This window comes from Bacteroides sp. AM44-19, assembly GCF_003603395.1.
Lineage (GTDB): Bacteria > Bacteroidota > Bacteroidia > Bacteroidales > Bacteroidaceae > Bacteroides > Bacteroides uniformis.
This window is the reverse complement of the sequence record NZ_QTNB01000004.1, coordinates 247,298-267,434: the sequence shown is the minus strand read 5'-3', so window position 1 is coordinate 267,434 and position 20,137 is coordinate 247,298. Positions and strand designations below refer to the sequence as shown.

Sequence of the window (20,137 nt, the reverse complement as noted above, 5' to 3'; positions counted from 1 at the left end):
TTTTAGAGCCAGTTTTAATTGGCAGTTATTTTGGAAATAATGTTTTTAGAGACAACAGTTTTTTATATAAAATAAACACAAAAGATGAAACAGAATCAATATTTATTTCTACTGTTCGCCCTGATTGTTCTGACGGGCTGTGGCGGTACGCAGAAGAAATTAACCGAATATGTCAATCCTTTCTTGGGTACGGCTACTTTGTGGGAGCCTGAGGACTTAGGGTATACGCGCAAAATAAAGTCACGTACATGGGGTGCGGAAACTTATCCGGGTGCTACCTTGCCCAACGCAATGGTGCAGCTCAGCCCCGTTACACAGTTTCGTAGCGGTGCGGGCTATCAATATGAGGACACTGTGATTTATGGTTTTTCACATACTGCTAAAGGGCATTGGAACTTGTTGCATGTCCCCATGTTGCCAGTGGTGGGAACTATCGCTCCGGGTAATTATTGCTCCGGGTTTAGTCACGAGAAGGAATCTGCGCATCCGGGGTATTACCAAGTTTATCTGGAACGCTATAAAGTGAACGCCGAGTTGACCAGTACCTTGCGTTGTGCCTACCATAAATATACTTTCGGCAAGGGCGACGATAAGTCATTATTGGTAGACATCCGCCGTTCTAATAATGATGTCCGTGATTGGAAGATTGAGAAGGTTGACGATAATACGTTCACGGGTTATCAAGATGGCGATGGTAAAATCTACTTTTACGCTAAGACCAACTATAAAATAGGCCAAGTGGAAATGGTAAAAGACGACAAACATGAGGTGGCTGTGCTGCGTTTTATCGACAGCAAAGGTGTTGAACCTTTGGAAGTGAAGGCTGGTTTCTCGTTTGTGAGTATAGAGAATGCTCAAATGAATTTGAAGGCCGAAATGTTGAACAAAAGTTTTGCACAAGTGGCAGAAGAAGCCGATGCGGCTTGGGAAGCACTCCTCTCCAAGATTCAAGTTGCAGGTGGCACGGAACGTGAAAAGAGATTGTTTTATTCTACTTTCTTCCATGCTTTTAAATGGCCGGCTTTGCGTAGCGATGTGAATCATGAATATACTGATGTCCGTGGCGAAGTAGTGAATAACGGCTTCCACTATTACACTGACCCTTCTTTTTGGGACGATTATCGCAACAAACTGGTACTCATAGGTATGATTTCTCCCGATGTGACTACTGACATCATTAGGTCTATTATTGACAAAGGCGAGAAGCGTGACGGCTACATGCCCACCTTCTTCCATGGTGATCACGCTTCCACTTTTATTTCTGGTTCTTGGTTGCGTGGTTTGCATGATTTCGATCTGGAGCGTGCTTATAAGTTGATTCTGAAAAATGCTACGGTGCCCGGTAAAGGAGGACGTCGCTATTTGGATGAGTATATGGAGCGAGGTTGGATTGCTGAAAAAGACACAGTGAATGTACCCACATGGGACGAATACAAAGGGGCTGTGACCAAGACCCAGGAATATGCTTACGATGACTATGCCGTAGCCTTGGTAGCCAAGGAGCTGGGAGATGAAGCCAACTACAAGCTGATGATGGAACGCTCCAACAACTACAAGACGCTATTCGACCCCTCTACCGGCTTTTGGAGAGGTAAGATTGACGATGGTAGCTGGATTCAGGATTTCGATCCGTATTATCCCTATTACCAGTACATGTACCGTGAGGCCAATGCATGGAACGCCCTCTTCTTCGCCCCCCACGACCCCGAAGGCATGATTAAGCTCTATCCCAGTAAAGAGGCGGTGGAGGCTAAACTGGATTCCTTATTCAGCGAACCGTGGAGAGGTTACGAGGCCCACAACCTGACCGGATTCATCGGAAACTATTGTCACGGAAACCAGCCGGGACACAGCATTCCTTACACCTATTATTTCATAGACAAACAAGAGAAAGCCCAATGCATTCTCGACAGCCTGATGAACCACTACTATGACATGGGTGCCGACAAGCTGGCTTATGCAGGGATGGATGATGCCGGCGAGATGTCTTCGTGGTATGTGCTCAATGCTATTGGACTTTACACTTATTCGCCTGCCGATCCTGAATATATTGTTACTGTTCCCTTGTTCGATAAAGTGACGTTCAATCTGAATGGTCGTCCCTTTACGATTGTGAAGAAAGGAAGCGGCAAGAAGATTATTGACATTACTTATGACGGTAAAAAGATTGACGGTTACTTTATCACCCATGACCAACTGAGGGAGGGCAAGGAACTGGTGATTACTACGGAATAGATAAACAATGGAGTTATGAAAAGAAATATACTGCTTCTATTCACATTCTTTGCTTGCATTACTGTACAAGGGCAGACTCCGGTTCGTTTGGTTGATCTGAGGAGCGAACATCTTGACAGACCTATAGGTTTGGATAATCCCGTTCCACGCCTTTCTTGGCGGATGGAAGATGGTAGGCAGGGAGCTGTGCAGACTTCCTGGCGGATTGTGGTAGACGAAGACTCGTTGAATGTGGTCAATGGCTGTGGCAGGATGTGGGATAGTGGAAAGAACGATTCCCGTAATCAGCTTGTGGCCTATGCGGGCAAAAAACTGCAGCCTTTCACTAGATATTATTGGAAAGTAATCTGCAGCGACATGGAATATAAGGAGACTGCTTCTCCTGTCTCTTACTTTGAAACGGGCATGATGGGGATGCAACATTGGCAAGGTGCTTGGATTGGCGATGGCAAGGATATTCATTATGGGCCTGCCCCTTACTTCCGAAAAGAGTTCAAGACCGGCAAAAAGGTAAAGTCAGCGCGTGCTTATATTGCCGCTGCTGGACTATATGAGCTTTACATCAATGGCGAGAAGATAGGAGACCACTGCCTTGCCCCTCTCTATACCCGCTTTGATCGCCGCAACTTGTATGTGGCTTATGATGTGACTTCACAATTACAGAATGGTGACAACGCTATTGGCGTACTTTTGGGTAACGGCTGGTATAACCATCAATCCAAAGCAGTGTGGGACTTCGACCGTGCCCCTTGGCGCAACCGTCCCACTTTCTGTCTGGACTTGCGCATTACCTACACCGATGGAAGCGTGGAGACTATTCCCACCGATCTCAGTTGGCGGACAGCGTCGGGTGCAATCACTTTTAATAGTATCTATACTGGCGAGCACTACGATGCACGTCTGGAGCAGAAAGGATGGAGCACTCCGGAATTCGATGATTCCAAGTGGCGCGGAGTAGCCTATCGGAGTGTACCTTCTTCCAATGTCACTGCCCAGCAAGTACATCCCATCCGTAATGTAAAGATTTTCCCCGCCGTCTCTTTCCGCAAAGTGGACGAGAAAACATACATCTATGATTTCGGGCAAAATATGTCCGGTGTGACTTGTATTCATGTTTCGGGTGAACGGGGAACGGAGGTCAGAATCAAACATGGCGAACGCTTACATCCAAATGGCCGCCTCGATCTCTCGAACATTGATGTCTACTTTCGAGGCGATAAGGAGAAAGACCCTTTTCAGACGGACATTCTCATTCTGAGTGGAGAAGAGGATGAGTTCATGCCCCGATTTAATTACAAGGGATTTCGTTATGTGGAGGTAGTGGCAGATAAGCCTATTGAGCTTGACCAAAACAGCTTGATTGCTTACTTCATGCACAGTGATGTGCCGGCAGTAGGTAGCTTGGAATCTTCGAGCCCACTGATAGGCAAGCTGCTCCATGCTGCCAATCACTCTTACCTTTCCAATCTGATGGGCTACCCCACCGATTGCCCTCAGCGCGAGAAGAACGGTTGGACTGGTGACGGTCATTTTGCCATTGAGGCAGCATTTTATAACTTTGATGGAATTACCGTTTACGAAAAATGGTTGGCCGACCATCGTGACGAACAGCAGCCCAACGGAGTGCTGCCCGATATTATTCCAACTGGTGGATGGGGATATGGTACAGACAACGGGCTGGACTGGACTAGTACTATTGCCATCATCCCTTGGAATATCTACCTCTTCTACGGTGATAGCAAGCCCTTGAGCGATTGTTACGAGAGCATCAAACGTTATGTGGATTATGTGGAGCGTATCTCTAACAATCATCTCACTACGTGGGGGCGCGGAGACTGGGTGCCGGTGAAGTCAAAATCCAATAAAGAGCTGACTTCCTCGGTCTACTTTTATGTAGATACCAAGATTTTGGCCGCTGCTGCCAAACTCTTCGGCAAACAGGCCGATTACGAATATTATAATGCCTTGTCGGAGGAGATAAAGCAAGCTGTCAATGATAAGTTCCTGAATCGAGAAACAGGCATCTATGCCGAAGGTTCACAAACCGAATTGAGTGTTCCCTTGCAATGGAAGATTGTGCCCGAAGAGTTGATAGGAAAAGTGGCAGCTAACTTGGCACATAAGGTAGAGGAGGACGGTTTTCACTTGGATGTGGGTGTATTAGGAGCTAAAGCTATTCTGAATGCACTCAGCGAAAATGGTTATGCTGAAACAGCTTATAAGGTGGCTGTACAGGACACTTATCCTTCATGGGGTTGGTGGATGGTGAACGGTGCCACTACGCTGCTCGAGAACTGGGATTTGCAGGCTACTCGTGACATCTCGGACAATCATATGATGTTCGGTGAAATAGGTGCTTGGTTCTACAAGGGGCTGGGAGGTATTTTCCCTGATCCCGTGCAACCTGGTTTTCAAAACATTCTGCTCCGTCCCCATTTCATAAAGGGATTGAAACGGTTTGAAGCTCGTCATCGGTCGCCTTACGGTGAAATTGTTTCTCGCTGGGAATGGAAAGGGAAATGTGTGCATTATGAAGTTACAGTGCCCGCTAACAGTACAGCTACACTCACTTTACCTGACAAGGCCGAGAATGTACGGGTGGTGGAACTGGCGGCAGGAAGATATGAGTTTATTGTAAAGTGACCCTGTACTTTTCATTTATGCTTGCAAATATGTAATTAGCGGGTTTGCCACGTTGTTGTGGCATAACTCGCTAATTTTTATAGTCGGTATGTTAAGGGATGGCTTTTTCATTCTTATAGCCTGATCTTTCCCTCCAACCGTATATCTTCCGATGAAGCCCCTATCAGCAGCTTCACCGTTCCGGGTTCTACAACGAACATCTGCTTTCCTTCGTTCCAATAGCCGAGCTCTTCTTTGGGCACGGTAAGCGTCACTTTCCGGGTTTCGCCGGCCTTGATGGGGATACGCCTGAAGGCGCGCAACTGCTTGGAAGGACGTTCCACTTTGGATTCCGGATAGCTGGCATAGAGCTGCACGACTTCTTCCCCGTCGCGTCCGCTGGTATTCTTCACTGATACCGTCACGCGGATGTTCTTCTTGTCTTGCTTGAAGGATTCAATCTTCTCGTACGTAAAGTCGGAATAGCTCAGACCATAGCCGAAAGGATAGAGCACAGGGCCTTGGTGGTACATATACGTACGTCCGTTGCGGATGTCGTAGTCCATTATGTCGGGTAGGTCAGTGATGTCTTTCACCCACGTCTGTACGGTACGTCCGGCTGGATTCACCTTGCCGAAGAGTACGTCGGCCAGTCCGTTTCCCTGCTCCTGGCTGCAGTGGGTGATGTGGACGATGGCAGGCACGTGCTCCTGGCTCCAGTTGATGGTGTAGGGGAAGCTGCTGACGAGCACCAGTATGGTATTGGGATTGGCCTTGAGCACTAGCTTCACCAAATCCTCATCGGGCAGCATCAGTGATTTGCGGTCGACAGCTTCGCGGCCGTCACTGGGAACGGGAGAGAACTTCCAGTCCGCACGTGTACCGTAAGGATGGTTTCCTACACACACGATGGCGATGTCGGCGGCTGCGGCAGCCTTTTCCGCCTGGCCCATGCGGTTGTCTTCGGCGTGGATGACTTCGGTATCTTCCTTTACAGCATTGCGTATGCCGCTCAGAATCGTTGTTTCGTAAGGCGGGGTACCACTATACCAGTCTTGCACGATTTTGTCCGAATATGGGCCTATAACGGCTATTTTGCGCAGCTTTCCGGCATCAAGAGGCAGGAGATTCTTGTTTTTCAATAACACCACAGACTTGGCGGTGACTTCCCGTGCCAGCCTGCGGGCTTCTGCTGTCATGAAAGGCGGTGTTTCCGTACTGTCCTTTCCAATGGAGAGATAAGGGTTACGGGAGTTGTCCCCGTCGAGCAAGCCGAGCTTGAGGGCGACGAAGATGTTTCCGCGGATGGCTTTGTCAATGTCGGCTTCGGTCAGTAATCCCTTTTTCAGTGCTTCCTTGACGTAGGGAACGTATGCGTCGAGAAACTGTCCTGTGGTGGCTTTTACTACGGCAGCGGCACCCTCCGCAAAGCTCGGAAAACTCTTGTGCGCTTCAATCAGCAGTTTCAGGGCGCCACCGTCCGTACAGATGATACCGTTGTTGCCCCACTGCTTGCGGGTAATCTCTTCGAGGCAGGGATGGATGGACATGGGGATGCCGTTCCAACTGTTGTAGGCAGCCATGAAAGCGCGGCTGCCTCCCTCGGTGATACCTTTATAGAAAGGATAAGCATAGTATTCGTGGAACAGCCGCGTGTCGAAGTCGGAGGAAGTGCTGTCCCGTCCGTCCTCGTTGCTGTTGGCAAGGAAATGCTTCATCAGAGAGGCGGTTTTCCAGTAGCGGGGGTGATTGCCTTGCAGGCCGCGTACGCTGGCAATGGTGAGTTGGGCGGTGAGGAAGGCATCTTCGCCGAAACTCTCCTCGGTACGTCCCCAGCGCGGGTCGCGGGCAAGGTCGGCATTCGGAGCGCGCATTACGAGGGCATGACGCTTGTTGCCGGTGGTCTGCATGTAGTAGCGGGCTTCTTCAGCGGCTTGTTCCGCTACTTTCCGCACTAAATCGGTGTCCCATGTGGAGCCCAGACCGTAGGATTGGGGGAATATGGTGGTGGGGCAGTCTGTGGGGACTACTTTCCCGTCTTCCGTTCTTTGGCGTCCGCCCCACATGGCAGGACCGCCGAGGGTCAGCCCGTGCAGTCCTTCGTAGTGTCCGCAACGGGGAATGTTGAAGCGGGGGACACCGAGGTCGGTGGAAAGAAGGTTTATCTTTTCATCCAATGTCAGGATGGAGAGAAGATGTTCCACGCGCTGTTCGTCACTGAGCGTGGTATCTTGAAAGGCTTGTGTGTGTTGCGCGCTTGCCTGCAAGCCGAACAGCAGGGGCAAGGCGAGGAGTAATAATTTGTTTCGCATGGGGTATTAGGGTTTTAATGTGTTTGATATATCGGTTATGGGATTGATATTCGTTGCAACCGTCCGTCCTGCGGCAGGCAGAGCAACCCTTCGGCTTTCTTTTCGTCTGCCAGATATTTCTTCCACGTAATCTTGTCCCATTTCATCTGGTCTGTACATTGTGCCACGGGTATATGGGGGATGGCCGAACCGTCCTTTACAAGAATGACGATGGGCAGGACGCCGCACTCGATATGGTTCCATCCCGGAGCATACACCTTTCCGTTCTGGTAATCTATCCACTTCTGTCGTCCGGGGAGGTAGACATCCCGTCCGTTACCCTCTTCGAGCATGGGGGCCACGAGGAGATTGGAGCCGAACATGTACTCGTCCTCTACCAGCCATGCACCCGGGTCGTCGGGATACTCCAGCAACAGGGCGCGGAGCATCGGCCAGCCGTTTTCGGTGCACTCTTTGGATTGTGCATATACGTAGGGCATCAGCTTGTACTTCAGTTCGGCACAACGGCGGAAATAGTCTGTGAACTCTTTCCCGTAGTACCACGGTTCGGTGGGAGGTGCTCCGTGCACGCGGCTGTGGCTGGTGAGGAAGCCGAAGGGCAGCCAGCGGCGGTAGAGGCTTTCGGGGCTTTGGGTCACGAAGCCGCCTATGTCATTGCTCCAGAAGCAGAATCCGCTTAGTCCGATGGAGAGGCCGCTGCGGATGGTTCCCTCGAAACCGGTTTCGGTGGTTGCGGCGTCACCGCCCCAGTGCAATGGATAGCGTTGTGAACCTGCCCATGCGGAACGTGCCCAGATAATGTTTTCACCGTGTATCTTCTTGATTACCTCGGCCACAGTTTTGTTGTAGCGCAGGGGATAGAGGTTGTGTTCGTATAGTCCGCTGCGGCCGTTGGCATAGATGGCATCCAGTGGGGCACCTTCGCCGAAGTCTACTTTGATGGCGCCTACACCCATTTCAATCAGATTGCCGAGCTTCTCTTGATACCACTGTACGGTTTCGGGGTTGGTGAAGTCCAGCACCACGTCCTCGTAGGGGAGCTGCCCCTTACCGTTGCGTACGTACAGACCGCGTTCCACCAGCTCGGGGAAGAACTTGTTTTTCGGAGTGAAGTAGGGGAGTTGCCAGAGGCAGGTGCGGAAGCCTTGTGACCTTAGGTCGGTGAGCATCTGCCGGGGATTGTCGAAGCGGTCGGCGGCAAAGGCGTAGTCGCATTGCCAGTCCACGCCGAACCAGCCGGTATCGAAGTGGATGACATCACTCGGTATCTTGTTCTCACGCAGTTTCCGGGCTACATCGCGGCCTTCTGCTTCGCTGAAGTAGGTGATGCGGCTCATCCAGGTGCCGAAGCTCCACAAGGGGGGCATTTCGGGCCGTCCTACCAGTGCGGTGTATTCGCTCAGCATCTCCTTCGGCGAACCCAGGAAGAGGAAGATGTCCATCGCTTCGTCTGCCATGAAGAGTTTGGTGGCTCCGATGTAGGAACAGCCGAAGTCGCAGGTCACGGGGGCGGAAGTGTGCATGAACATGCCGTAGCCACGGTTACTGAAAAAGAAGGGGATAGGCTTGTACATATCCGGAGTTTCGGGGCCCTGCGGGTCGGTGACAAAGAGGTTGACCTTCTGCCCGGCCTTGTTCAGTGCGGTGGCGGACTCGCCGCAACCGTAGATTTTCTCGTTTGGCGCGAGGCTGAATACGGGATTGATGCTGCGTGAGTTGTCCGAGCCGCGCTTGATGAAGCTGAATGGAGGTATCTTGACCTGTGTGGAGTCGTTGTCGCTCCAGCAACGAGTCTGTGTCAGCAGGCGTCCGTCGGCATCTTTCAGCACCAGGCGCCAGGGGTAATTCTCGATGAGCAGGCTGCCGTATCGGGAGGTGTACAGGGTACCTTTATCTGTCTTCTCGGCTTTCCAGAAGGAGCGTCCGTCGGCAGGCTTTCCTATGAGCATGGGGTCGTCGGCATCTTCTTTCGGTACGATGGGCGAGGTAAGCATACGGATGCGGAGGGTACGTTCGCTGACCGGTTCGACGGTGAACGTCAGTTGTGGATTGTTGTCGTAGGCCGTCTCCGGGAAGTCCAGCGACTGGAGGGGCTGGTGCAGGTAGGTGTTTGCATTGAATGCCTGGCGGGGCATCAGTTGCTGGCGTTTCCACTGGACAGTCCCCTTGCCGGTGGAGGTGTCGAACGATACCAGGCTGTCGGCAAAGAAATAGGTGTTGCTGAGGTCCAGAAAATCCTGGCTCATGTCTTTCGACTGGGAAAGCAGGTATTGCACGCCGGCATTTGTTTTCAGTTGGGCATGCGCAGGCAGGGTGGCAGTTGCTGCCAGCAGCATAAAAGCTGCCCCTTTCATCAGTTGTTTCTCTTTCATGATAAATATATGATTTACGGTTACTGTTTCGATGCCGTAAAAGTAGAGAAATCCACACAGATGAAAGGGGTGGGTATGTTGCTTATGTAGGGCTGAAATGTTTATTTGGAAGCTTTCTTCCCGTAGAAACACATGAAATATACCCCGATAATCACAAACGGGATACTGAGCCACTGGCCCATGTTCAGCGTCATGCTGTCCTCAAAGTTCACCTGGTTTTCTTTCAGGAACTCGATGAAGAAACGGAAGGTGAAAATCTCCGTCAGGCAGAGTCCGAAGAAGAAACCGCGGTGATAGGGCAGGGAGGCTTCGGCCTGCACGGTGGTTGATTTCCGCTTGGTGGTGCTGAAATCTGTTTCGAGCTTGGTCTCTTGTTTCTTCTGTCCGCGTTTGTATAGCCAGACCATCCCCAGGAAGAAGATGAAGTAGGCGATGGCTTCGTAGAGCTGTGCCGGATGGCGGGGCAGCATGTCTTCGCGCTCGAAGATGAATGCCCAGGGCACGTCGGTCGGTTTGCCGATGATTTCGGAGTTCATCAGGTTGGCAAGGCGGATGCAGCAGGCGGTGATGGGAGTGGCAACGGCTATCATGTCGAGCACGTCCATGTAGTGCATCTTCGTCTTGCGGCAGTACATCCAGAGGGCGATAATCAGGCCCAGCGTGCCGCCGTGGCTGGCAAGGCCGGTGTAACCCGTCATTTTCCATCCTGCGGCGGTCTGCTTGATGGGGAGAATCATTTCAACGAAGTGGTCTTGGTAGTAGGCCCAGTCGTAAAATATGCAGTGGCCCAGTCGTGCGCCTATCAGTATGCCGAAGAAGCAATAGAAGAAAAGAGGTTCGAATTTCTTTTCGTCTATTTTGCGGTCGCGGTACTGGTGTTGCACGATAAGGTAGGCAAAAGCGAGGCCGATAATCCATAACAAACCGTAGTAGCGGATGGATATGCCGAAGAAGTTGAATAGTTCGGGGTCGGGGTTCCAGTTGATGGTGAGTAGTGATAACATATTTATGAAGAATTAAATTACTGAATTACGGGGTTGTTCGGGACAAAGGTATGAAATTATCTCGTTTGGCAGTTCATCGTGGCAGTTTATTTGAATTTCTCCGCCACCATCCTATACGTCGGCACCTCAATCCCTTGTTCCTCTGCAGCCGTAATCATGTCGAACAACAAGCCTTGTACTTCGCTCTGATGTCCTTTGGCCATATCTTTCTGCATGGAGGCGGTACTTTCAGGGGCGAGTTTGTCTATTACTTTGAGGTTATACTGCACGATGTCTTCCTTGAATTCTATACCCAACTTCCTGCCCAAAGCTGCACTCTCTTGTGACAGTCCGATAAAGGTGTCGCGCACTTTGCCCGGTTTCTGGACTTCGCCCATAGGTACGTCGTAATAGGCTCCGGTGACGGCCATAGCAGAAATGAAGGACCACTTGACGAATGTGTCCCGGTTGATGTCGTCGGAGATTTCGGCTTTGATGCCGCTTTCCTGCAAATCGCGTTGCACGGCTTCCAATGTTTCACGGGAAACAATCGTGCTGCGGTGTGCTCCGTAGACGAGCCGGAAAATCTTTCCCATCTGCGTGATTTCTCCCCGTCCGGATACGAATCCTACGATGTAGATGCAGCCGTCGAGCACCGTGACGCCGGGGACCAACCGCTGGATACGGGGACCGGTTCCGTAAACATTCAGGATGGGGATTACCACTGTACGCTCGTGTGAGGCACGTTTGATGAGTTCCGTAATGGAGTCTACGGAATAACCTTTGACGCAGACGAAGATAACATCCGCTTTGCCTTGGAATTCTTCTGCGGTAAATGCCGCCACTTTCAGACAATGTTCACCTTTCAAATCGGAGTGCAGTTGCAGACCGTTCCCGCGTATGGCGGCAAGGTGTTCGCCACGTGCAATGCAAGTGACGTCTTTGCCGGATAATGAAAGAAAGGCGGCGATGCTTCCGCCTACGCCGCCGGTACCTGCTATGAGGTATTTCAGATTACTGTTTGCCATTTGTTGTGTATGGTTTATTGAACGTAGTTTTCCTTTTCCATATAGTAAAGCCCTTCGCCCCGGTCACCGTTTTCCATGTCTTCCAGCTCTACTTTGAAGATACGGTAGGGAAGGTCTTTTTTGGGATGCTTGGGCATGTCTACTGTCAATAGATAGGCGTTGCCATATTCGTTGCTGTCGAAATATTCTTTTATTTCCTGCTTCATCAGCACGGGGATTTTCTCGCCGTCTATCCAGACGGTGACTTTCAGTTGCCCGGGGCGGGGAGCCATCTGGCATTCTCTGGCTTCTTTGTTTTGTTCTTGTTGCTCAATGTCACTTAGGTTTTCACCGTGTACCAATGACTCGGGCTTTGTTTCTTTCATCCATTGGTAGGTACGTGTCAAGCTCATGGGACGGACGTATATCTGATAAGTAGGCATGGCTCCGGGGATGCAGAAAGCACGCAGGCCATAAGCTTCCATACGATGATAACGTATGTCGAGTGTAGTGTCGCGGTCGGCGATGAAATCCCAGGCCCAGAACTCCAGGCGGTGTTCAGTCTCGGGCAGCCCGCTTTTCATGGCAATGTGCGCATAGGAGGGCAGATAAATAGAGGCTGCACTTTGATATTTCCCTTTGGGTATACGGGCCGTGTAATGCCCGTCTTTGTCGGTTATGGCTTCTATGATGTCATTGAACTGCGGGTTTTGCCACCAGACGCTGGCACTGTCTATCGGCTGTCCGTTGTAATCAGTCACCCGTCCGTGAATGGTTACCGAGTCTTGCTGTTGTGCATAAACGGCAGTACAGGACAATAAGAATAAAAGGAAGATAATCTGTTTCACAGTATTGTTATTGTATGGAGTTTATTAGAAAATGGCAATGTACTTTCTTTGTACATTGCCATCTGGAATGAATATCATTACACATTGAACCTGAAGTGCATGATGTCCCCATCCTGCACCACGTATTCCTTACCTTCCACACCCAACTTTCCGGCTTCGCGCACGGCTGCTTCGCTGCCATACTTGATATAATCCTCATACTTGATGACCTCTGCCCGGATAAACCCTTTCTCGAAATCCGTATGGATAACGCCGGCGCATTGCGGCGCTTTCCAGCCCTTGCGATAGGTCCATGCTTTTACTTCCATCTCTCCGGCAGTGATGAAGGTTTCGAGGTTCAGCAGGCTGTAGATAGCTTTAATCAAACGGTTGCAGCCGCTTTCTTTCAGTCCCAGGTCTTCGAGGAACATCTGCTTTTCTTCGTATGTCTCCAGTTCGGCGATGTCGGCCTCGGTCTGGGCGGAGATGATGATGAGTTCCGCATCCTCGCCCTTGATGGCTTCACGCACCTGCTCTACGTACTGGTTGCCGCTGGCGGCACTGACGTCATCCACGTTGCAGACGTAGAGCACAGGCTTGGTAGTAAGCAGGAACATCTGCTTGGCGCATTGTTCCTCGTCGTCGTTCTGCGGAATGGCGGTGCGGGCGCTTTGTCCTTGTTCCAGGGCATCCTTGTAGCGGAGCAGGAGTTCGTACTCTATCTTTGCCGCCTTGTCGCCACCCACTTTGGCTATCTTCTCTACACGCTTGATGCGGTTTTCCACCGTGTCGAGGTCCTTCAGTTGTAGCTCTGTGTCGATGATTTCCTTGTCGCGCACGGGGTTCACCGAACCGTCCACGTGGACGATGTTGCCGTTGTCGAAGCAGCGCAGCACGTGGATGATGGCGTCGCACTCGCGGATGTTGCCCAAGAACTGGTTGCCGAGTCCTTCACCTTTGCTGGCGCCCTTCACCAGTCCGGCAATGTCGACGATGTCGCACACGGCGGGTACGATACGCCCCGGGTGAACCAGCTCGGCGAGCTTCGTCAGTCGTTCGTCGGGTACGGACACTTGTCCCATTTGGGCGTCGATTGTACAGAACGGGAAGTTTGCCGCTTGTGCCTTTGCGCTGCTCAAGCAGTTGAAAAGAGTGGATTTTCCTACGTTGGGAAGGCCCACGATACCAGCTTTTAATGCCATAGTGTTATCTTGTTTTTTTAGTTATTGTTCAGTTAATTGGATGCAAAGATAGTGCAAACCGAATGCAGAATAAAATGAACTCGTTCATTTTTTATGCTGAGGTGCAGCCTATCTTCGCTTTTTTAAGCAAAGATAGTGCAAACCGGACAAACTTACTGAAAAATAGCTGATTTTTGCATACACCAACGAAGAAAGGAGGAGATGGGAGAGCCGCCGGAACGGTATTTAGAAATTCGTATTGAACGTGTTAATTTGCATTAAAAGCATGACGATGAAACGATAAATTGATAGTTTTGTCGCAATTATAATTTAAGTATCATTCTATAAATCAATGCGATTATGAAAAACAAAGTAAGAAAAATTCTGATGATTTTATCATGTCTCATCAGCTTGTCTTTTACATTATCTGCACAGAATCCTTATCTGCCGCTTTGGGAATTTATTCCTGATGGTGAGCCCTATGTGTTTGAGGATCCTGACTGTCCCGGCAAGTACCGTGTCTATATTTATGGTTCGCACGACAATCTCAAGTGGATGTATTGCGGACGTGACCAAGTGGTGTGGTCGGCACCCATAGAGGACCTGACCCGTTGGAGATATGACGGCGTGATATTTAAAGTCAATGAGTCGCCCGAGCTGTATAAACTGAATGCTGATGGAACCGACGACGTGCTTTTTGCTCCTGACGTGACAGTAACTACCGATGCCGATGGTAAGAAAACTTATTACCTCTTTCCGAATAATCAAGGTGGCGGGCGCAATTCCATGATTGCCAAAAGCGACCGTCCCGATGGTCCGTTTACAGTATGCAATTGGAACAAGGAACGTCCTCGTGAGACTTTCGGTTGCTTGGGATTCGACCCCGCAGTGTTTGTTGACGATGATGGACGCGTGTATGGTTATTGGGGATTTGGCATTTCGCATGGCGCGGAGTTGGACCCTGCTACCATGTGCACGGTAAAGCCCGGTACCGAAGTGGTGGAGAACATGATTTCGGGCTATCGGCAGGAAGGTATATTCCGCTTCTTTGAGGCATCTTCTATCCGCAAGATTGAGGATAAGTATGTGTTTATCTATAGCCGTACTACCGCTGAGGGTGAAGATGGCCTGCCAAACGCCAGCAACTATACGTTGGCCTATGCCTACAGCGAGCATCCCTTGGGCCCGTGGACCTATGGTGGGACAATCATCGATGCGCGGGCGCGCGAATATGATGAAAAAGGCAATGTGATAGCTTCGGCCATGCCCGGTGGAAATACGCATGGCAGTATCTGCAAGATAGGTGAGCAATGGTACGTGTTCTATCATCGCCAGATAGGTACCGATTGCTATGCACGCCAAGCTATGGTGTCGGCCATTGATGTAAAGGTGGAAAAAGGAAAAGGCGGGAAAGTCGTGATTTCACGCGGAGAGTTCAACTCTGAAGGTTTCCTTCTTGAAGGGCTCAATCCTATGCAGCGCATCTCGGCCGGGCTGGCTTGTTGGCACACCAATCCCGGAGGAATCAAAGAGGTCTATCCCCATTATGTGTATACGGGGTCTTATATCCGGCCTGTGTACCGGGATAATAATCCCTATGCCGGCGATAACAACCACAAAATCCCGTTCGCTCCGGTGGTGAATAACACAAGTGGGTCGATTGTAGGATATAAATACCTGAATATGAATGCCGTTCCGCGAGATAAGTCTTTGCAGATGCAGTTAAGGTTGAAGGCTGAAGATACCGACGGACGCATCCGCATCATGCTGGGTAGCCCTTGGACAACAAAAGGCGGTGTAGAGATAGGACTTGTGAATGTGAAGGCTGGCAGCACTTGCAGGGAGTTCTATGCTTCGCTCTCTATTCCGGCAAAGCTGCATAAGGGAAAGCAGCCGCTCTTCTTTGTCTTCGAATCAGAGACCGAAGGCCAGTCCATCTGTGAGTTTTATGATTTCCTCATGTTGGCACGCCCATAAGTCTTTATACTTATGGAGGCGGATACTTATCTTGTGAGACCTTCTAAATAGAGCTATTGTATTAGTTCACAGTACTGAACACTTTGTTACACCCCGTCGGAACAGATTGTTTCTCTTGTATGAAACGACTTGTTTCGACGGGATAAAACGATTTGTTCCGTTATAGGAAACACTTTGTTTCCTTATAGAGAACACTCTGTTCCATTATGGGAAACAAACCGTTTCCATAGTCGAAAATGAAATGGGGCATATGCTTCATTGATACCGCTATTGCTTTTCCTCTTCGAATATTCGGTTGAAAACTTGCCGCAGCCGTCCTTCGTCTGCGATAATGGCTTGGAGCTTCTTCAGCTGTTCCGCATTCTTCCCCTCGGGAAACCAGAGCTTCAGATAACCGCCGGGTGCATATTTTGCCATGAGATGCTGATGGAACCGCTGGTAGTGCCACTCCTTGTCGGCGGCAGGATTCTGTTTCAATCCGTACTGTACGGTGCGGCGTAGGGTGATGTCCGGGTCGATGATGCGGTCTGCTTCGGCAACAATCTTGCCGTAGATGCTGCGCGGCTCGTGGTCTGTAGAGGCCCGGTGGTCCTCTACGGCTTCTTTCATGAGGAGGATTTCCGTGTCGGAGAACCATTGCCGCAGGGTGGAGTCCGCCATCAGTATCTCGCCGGAGACAAGGTGGTGGGTGGCGCGGTCGCGGCACAGTCCCGTGTCATGGTAGGCGGCAATGACGTATGCCAGGCGTTCGTCCGCTTCGGGATATTGCCGGGCGAGGGCAAGGCTTTCTTCGATGACGGTGCGGACGTGTGAGAGGTTGTGTGCCTTGTCAAACTCCTTGTACCGGGGAATGATTGCTGTCTCGATATAGGTAATGAGGGTCTCGGGTATCATGTGGCATTCCTTTTTAGGAGGCGAAGATATAATAAAAGAGCCGGAATGTGCGAATCATTCCGGCTCTTTTATGAAAGGTTTCGGTTATTGTTGTTAGGAATAAGATTTCTTACTTTAAGAGAGAGTTTGTCAATTACATGTTAGGGTTGTCCATGATTACTGTCATCTCGGGAACCAGTATGTATTCGCCTTTCTTGTTGTTCCATTTGTAGTATGTGGTAGTCATCGTCTTGCCTTGGTATGCATAGCGGATGCACATGTCCTTGCCCCATGTATTCTTGGTGCTGTTCCATTTCAGGGCTTCGCTTTCCGTCATGCGGTTCTGGTCGTCGTACTTATAATTGTACTTCATATAGTTGGCAAGCGTGTTTCCGTCCATCTTGTATACGGTCTCTGCCACCTTCATGCCATTTACTTCTTCCGAATTGTAAATGAGGTTGCTCTTATTGTCGGCTGAGGCATTTAATCCGCAAACTAAGAGAAGTGCTGAAACAATCACTGTTTTTAAAGATACTTTTGCTTTCATGGTTTTATGTCTTTTTTAGTTTAACTTTCTATTTTCTATCAATATGTCATTGATTTCGCTGCAAAGGTACGTATTAAATTGACATAAATATAAATATCGGATTAAATTTTATCAATATGTCAGTAGTGAGGGTTTCGGTATGCTTTCCTTTTGGCAAGATTGGTGAATAAAAAATATCCGGCAGCGAGGTTGCCGGATATTCTGATGAGCAAACTGTATTTGGAAAGGATTGCTTCTGTTGCTTTCTGATTGTAAGTTAAATAAAGTTATTGGGCTGTTTAGTGTGCCTGTAACCAGTTGTTTCCCCACCCACAATCGGCTTTCAGAGGTACGTGCATGCGATATGCCTGCTCCATCTCTTCGATTACGATTTTCTGTACAAGCTCTTTTTCTGCCTCTGGAACGCTGAAATTTAGTTCGTCATGGACCTGTAAAATCATCTTTGCTTTCAGATTGTAAGCTTGGAAGCGCTGATAGATGTGTGCCATCGCTACTTTTATGATGTCGGCGGCACTTCCCTGGATGGGGGCGTTGATGGCATTCCGTTCGGCATAGCCCCGTACCACCCCGTTTCTTGAGTTGATGTCCGGCAGGAAGCGCTTGCGGTGGAAGATGGTTTCCACGTAGCCCTGCTCGCGTGCCACCTGGATGCTTTTGTCCATATACTCCTTCACTTGTGGGTAGGTTTCAAAGTAGCCGTCTATCAGCTCTTTGGCTTCCTGGCGAGAAACGCCCATGCGTTCGGCAAGCCCGAAGACGGAGATGCCGTAGATGATGCCGAAGTTTGCCGTTTTTGCCTTGCGGCGCATGTCGGCGGTTACGTCGTTTATATCTATCTTATATATCTTGGCAGCGGTAGCGGCGTGGATGTCGTGTCCGCTGAGGAAGGCGTCTATCATGTTCTTATCTTCGCTGAGGTGTGCCATGATGCGCAGCTCTATCTGCGAGTAGTCGGCAGAGAAGAACTCGCAGTCGGTGTCGGGGATGAACGCCTTGCGGATTTCCTTTCCGTCTTCGTCGCGGATGGGGATGTTCTGCAGGTTGGGATTGCTGGAGCTGAGGCGTCCGGTAGCGGTTACCGCCTGGTTGAAGGAGGTGTGTATGCGGCCCGTACGTGGGTTGATGAGCTGGGGCAGGGCATCTATATAGGTGCTCAGCAGTTTCTTCAGTCCGCGGTATTCCAGTATCTTCCCGATGATGTCGTGCTTGCTGCGGTAGCTTTGCAGCACCTCTTCGGAGGTGACGTATTGTCCGGTCTTGGTCTTTTTCGCTTTCTCCACGATTTTCAGCTTGTCGAACAGCACTTCGCCTACCTGCTTGGCGGAGCTGATATTGAATGTCTCGCCAGCCATCTCGTAGATTTCCTTTTCAATCTCCTGCAGGCGGACAGTGAAGTGCTGGGACGACTGCTTCAATGCTTCCGTATCGAGCAGCACTCCGTTGCTCTCTATATTGACAAGTACGGGGACGAGCGGCATCTCTATTTCGTAGAACAGATGTTCGGCACCTTGCTCCTTCAGTTCCTTTTCCAGCACGTTTTTCAGTTTGAGGGTGACGTCCGCATCCTCGCAGGCATAACGGTAGACATCTTCGGGTGGAAGGTCGCGCATGTTCTTTTGGTTTTTGCCTCGCGCTCCAATTAGCTCATCGATGTGGATGGTCTGGTAGTGCAGGTAGATTTCCGCCAGATAGTCCATGTTGTGTCGCAGTTCGGGTTGAAGCACGTAGTGGGCAAGCATGGTGTCGAAAAGTTTGCCTTTCACCTGGACGCCGTAATTTTGGAGGATAATCATATCGTACTTGATATTTTGTCCCACCTTCATGGATTTCTCGTTTTCGAAGAGGGGACGGAACTCGTTTACAATTTTTAAGACTTCCTCTCGTTCGGCGGGAACGGGTACGTAGTATGCACAGTTTTCGGCATCGCTGAAGCTCATTCCTACAAGTTCGGCGTCCATTGGCTCGGTTCCGGTAGTCTCGGTATCTATTGAGAGAATTTCGCTTGTAAGTAACTTTTGAATAATTTCTGCTCTTTTGTCTTCTGTATCAATGAGTTGGTAGTCTACATCGAGCATTTCTAACCGCGTCAGGTTTGAATTTTCAGAAACGCCCGTCCCCTCGCCCGCAAAATTTGCAAACAAATCGCCTTGAATCGGGGCGCTGTTTTCGGGAGTGGAGGTTTGCGGCTGGGCAAACAGAGTCCCGGCAAAGAGGTCGGGTACCGGAGAGGTTGGAGTAGGGGAGGACGAATTGCTGCTTCCCTTTTTGAGTACCCGATCGATGAGTGTGCGGAATTCCAACTCCTCGAAAATCTTGCGGAGTTCCTCTTCGTTCGGTTCTTCGCGGACGAGCGAATCCATGTCGAGCTGAATGGGAACATCTGTTTTGATGGTGGCAAGGAATTTGGAGAAGGTTATCATCTCGCGGTTGGTTTCCACTTTCGTTTTCAGTGCGCCTTTCAGCTGGTCGGTATGTTCCAGCAGGTTTTCGATACTGCCGAATTCGGCAATCAGTTTCTGTGCGGTTTTCTCGCCCACACCCGGACAGCCGGGGATGTTGTCGGAAGCATCGCCCATCAGTCCGAGCATGTCGATGACTTGTGCGGTGGATTGTATGCTGAACTTCGTCTTTACCTCTTCCGTACCCATGATTTCGAATCCGCCGGTGTGCTTGGGACGGTACATGAAAACATTGTCCGATACCAGTTGCCCGTAGTCCTTGTCGGGAGTCATCATATAGGTGGTGATGCCCTGTCGTCCGGCTTCGGTGGCAAGCGTGCCTATCACGTCGTCTGCCTCATAACCGGCTACCTCGAGGATGGGGATGCGGTAGGCACGGATGATATCCTTTATAATAGGAACGGAGAGGCGGATGGCCTCGGGCGTCTCCTCGCGCTGTGCCTTGTATTGTTCGTAGGCCTCGTGGCGGAAGGTGGGGCCCGACGGGTCGAAGGCTACTCCTATGTGTGTGGGATTCTCTTTTTTGAGCACTTCTTCCAGGGTGTTTACAAAGCCCAGAATGGCCGAAGTGTTGAATCCTTTTGAATTGATTCTCGGGTTCTTGATGAACGCGTAATAGGCTCGATATATCAGTGCATAGGCATCGAGCAAAAACAGTTTATCGATTGAATTCATACATTTAATCCTTTTTTTCATGGTAAAAGTACAAAAAAATACCGTATTAACCGTTTTATTACTATTT

Annotated in this window: 12 protein-coding genes; 3 read left to right on the top strand and 9 right to left on the bottom strand. The window is 50.1% G+C overall.

The window, feature by feature from the left end; genetic code table 11:
- Positions 1-84: 84 nt before the first annotated feature.
- Both DW947_RS09095 and DW947_RS09090 read left to right on the top strand, forming a co-directional pair.
- On the top strand, positions 85-2,235 hold the full coding sequence (locus DW947_RS09095; protein WP_005833933.1) for a GH92 family glycosyl hydrolase: 2,151 nt from the start codon (positions 85-87) through the stop codon (positions 2,233-2,235).
- A 15-nt stretch (positions 2,236-2,250) separates the two neighbouring features.
- Entirely contained in the window at positions 2,251-4,878 is a 2,628-nt protein-coding gene (locus DW947_RS09090) for a glycoside hydrolase family 78 protein (RefSeq protein ID WP_057087315.1), read from the top strand.
- Positions 4,879-4,991: 113 nt separating this feature from the next.
- On the opposite strand, the gene DW947_RS09085 is transcribed toward DW947_RS09090, so the two are convergent.
- The 6 genes from DW947_RS09085 to ychF form a co-directional block, all read right to left on the bottom strand.
- The gene (locus DW947_RS09085) at positions 4,992-7,169 is read right to left on the bottom strand and encodes a glycoside hydrolase family 3 C-terminal domain-containing protein (RefSeq protein WP_117963419.1); all 2,178 of its coding nucleotides are present in this window, start codon (positions 7,167-7,169) and stop codon (positions 4,992-4,994) included.
- A 35-nt stretch (positions 7,170-7,204) separates the two neighbouring features.
- The gene (locus DW947_RS09080; protein ID WP_117963418.1) at positions 7,205-9,541 is read right to left on the bottom strand and encodes an alpha-xylosidase; all 2,337 of its coding nucleotides are present in this window, start codon (positions 9,539-9,541) and stop codon (positions 7,205-7,207) included.
- A 101-nt stretch (positions 9,542-9,642) separates the two neighbouring features.
- On the bottom strand, positions 9,643-10,545 hold the full coding sequence (gene lgt, locus DW947_RS09075; protein WP_022401919.1) for a prolipoprotein diacylglyceryl transferase: 903 nt from the start codon (positions 10,543-10,545) through the stop codon (positions 9,643-9,645).
- Positions 10,546-10,631: 86 nt separating this feature from the next.
- A complete protein-coding gene (locus tag DW947_RS09070) occupies positions 10,632-11,552 on the bottom strand; it encodes a ketopantoate reductase family protein (RefSeq protein ID WP_005833928.1) in 921 nt (306 codons plus the stop codon).
- 14 nt (positions 11,553-11,566) lie between these two features.
- Positions 11,567-12,379 (bottom strand): carboxypeptidase-like regulatory domain-containing protein, encoded by an 813-nt coding sequence (locus DW947_RS09065; protein ID WP_117963417.1) that lies wholly within the window; start codon positions 12,377-12,379, stop codon positions 11,567-11,569.
- 77 nt (positions 12,380-12,456) lie between these two features.
- Positions 12,457-13,560, bottom strand: a complete 1,104-nt coding sequence (ychF, locus tag DW947_RS09060) for a redox-regulated ATPase YchF (protein WP_117963416.1) — start codon at positions 13,558-13,560, stop codon at positions 12,457-12,459.
- A gap of 339 nt (positions 13,561-13,899) precedes the next feature.
- On the opposite strand from ychF, the gene DW947_RS09055 reads away from it, so the two are divergent.
- On the top strand, positions 13,900-15,516 hold the full coding sequence (locus tag DW947_RS09055; RefSeq protein ID WP_117963415.1) for a family 43 glycosylhydrolase: 1,617 nt from the start codon (positions 13,900-13,902) through the stop codon (positions 15,514-15,516).
- Between the two features lie 267 nt (positions 15,517-15,783).
- Here DW947_RS09055 and DW947_RS09050 read toward each other — a convergent pair whose 3' ends face one another.
- From DW947_RS09050 to polA, 3 genes are all read right to left on the bottom strand, one after another.
- Positions 15,784-16,410, bottom strand: a complete 627-nt coding sequence (locus DW947_RS09050; RefSeq protein WP_117599892.1) for an HD domain-containing protein — start codon at positions 16,408-16,410, stop codon at positions 15,784-15,786.
- A 133-nt stretch (positions 16,411-16,543) separates the two neighbouring features.
- A complete protein-coding gene (locus DW947_RS09045) occupies positions 16,544-16,936 on the bottom strand; it encodes a DUF3836 domain-containing protein (protein ID WP_005826180.1) in 393 nt (130 codons plus the stop codon).
- 278 nt (positions 16,937-17,214) lie between these two features.
- Positions 17,215-20,070 carry a DNA polymerase I gene (gene polA, locus DW947_RS09040; protein WP_117963414.1) on the bottom strand — a complete coding sequence of 952 codons (2,856 nt, stop codon included), beginning with the start codon at positions 20,068-20,070 and terminating at the stop codon, positions 17,215-17,217.
- Between the last annotated feature and the right edge of the window lie 67 nt (positions 20,071-20,137).

Coding starts and splice junctions, on each gene's coding strand:
- DW947_RS09085 (WP_117963419.1), bottom strand. CDS start 7,169: ATGCGAAACAAATTATTACTCCTCGCCTTGCCCCTGCTGTTCGGCTTG.
- DW947_RS09055 (WP_117963415.1), top strand. CDS start 13,900: ATGAAAAACAAAGTAAGAAAAATTCTGATGATTTTATCATGTCTCATC.
- DW947_RS09050 (WP_117599892.1), bottom strand. CDS start 16,410: ATGATACCCGAGACCCTCATTACCTATATCGAGACAGCAATCATTCCC.
- ychF (WP_117963416.1), bottom strand. CDS start 13,560: ATGGCATTAAAAGCTGGTATCGTGGGCCTTCCCAACGTAGGAAAATCC.
- DW947_RS09070 (WP_005833928.1), bottom strand. CDS start 11,552: ATGGCAAACAGTAATCTGAAATACCTCATAGCAGGTACCGGCGGCGTA.
- DW947_RS09095 (WP_005833933.1), top strand. CDS start 85: ATGAAACAGAATCAATATTTATTTCTACTGTTCGCCCTGATTGTTCTG.
- lgt (WP_022401919.1), bottom strand. CDS start 10,545: ATGTTATCACTACTCACCATCAACTGGAACCCCGACCCCGAACTATTC.
- DW947_RS09045 (WP_005826180.1), bottom strand. CDS start 16,936: ATGAAAGCAAAAGTATCTTTAAAAACAGTGATTGTTTCAGCACTTCTC.
- polA (WP_117963414.1), bottom strand. CDS start 20,070: ATGAATTCAATCGATAAACTGTTTTTGCTCGATGCCTATGCACTGATA.
- DW947_RS09090 (WP_057087315.1), top strand. CDS start 2,251: ATGAAAAGAAATATACTGCTTCTATTCACATTCTTTGCTTGCATTACT.
- DW947_RS09080 (WP_117963418.1), bottom strand. CDS start 9,541: ATGAAAGAGAAACAACTGATGAAAGGGGCAGCTTTTATGCTGCTGGCA.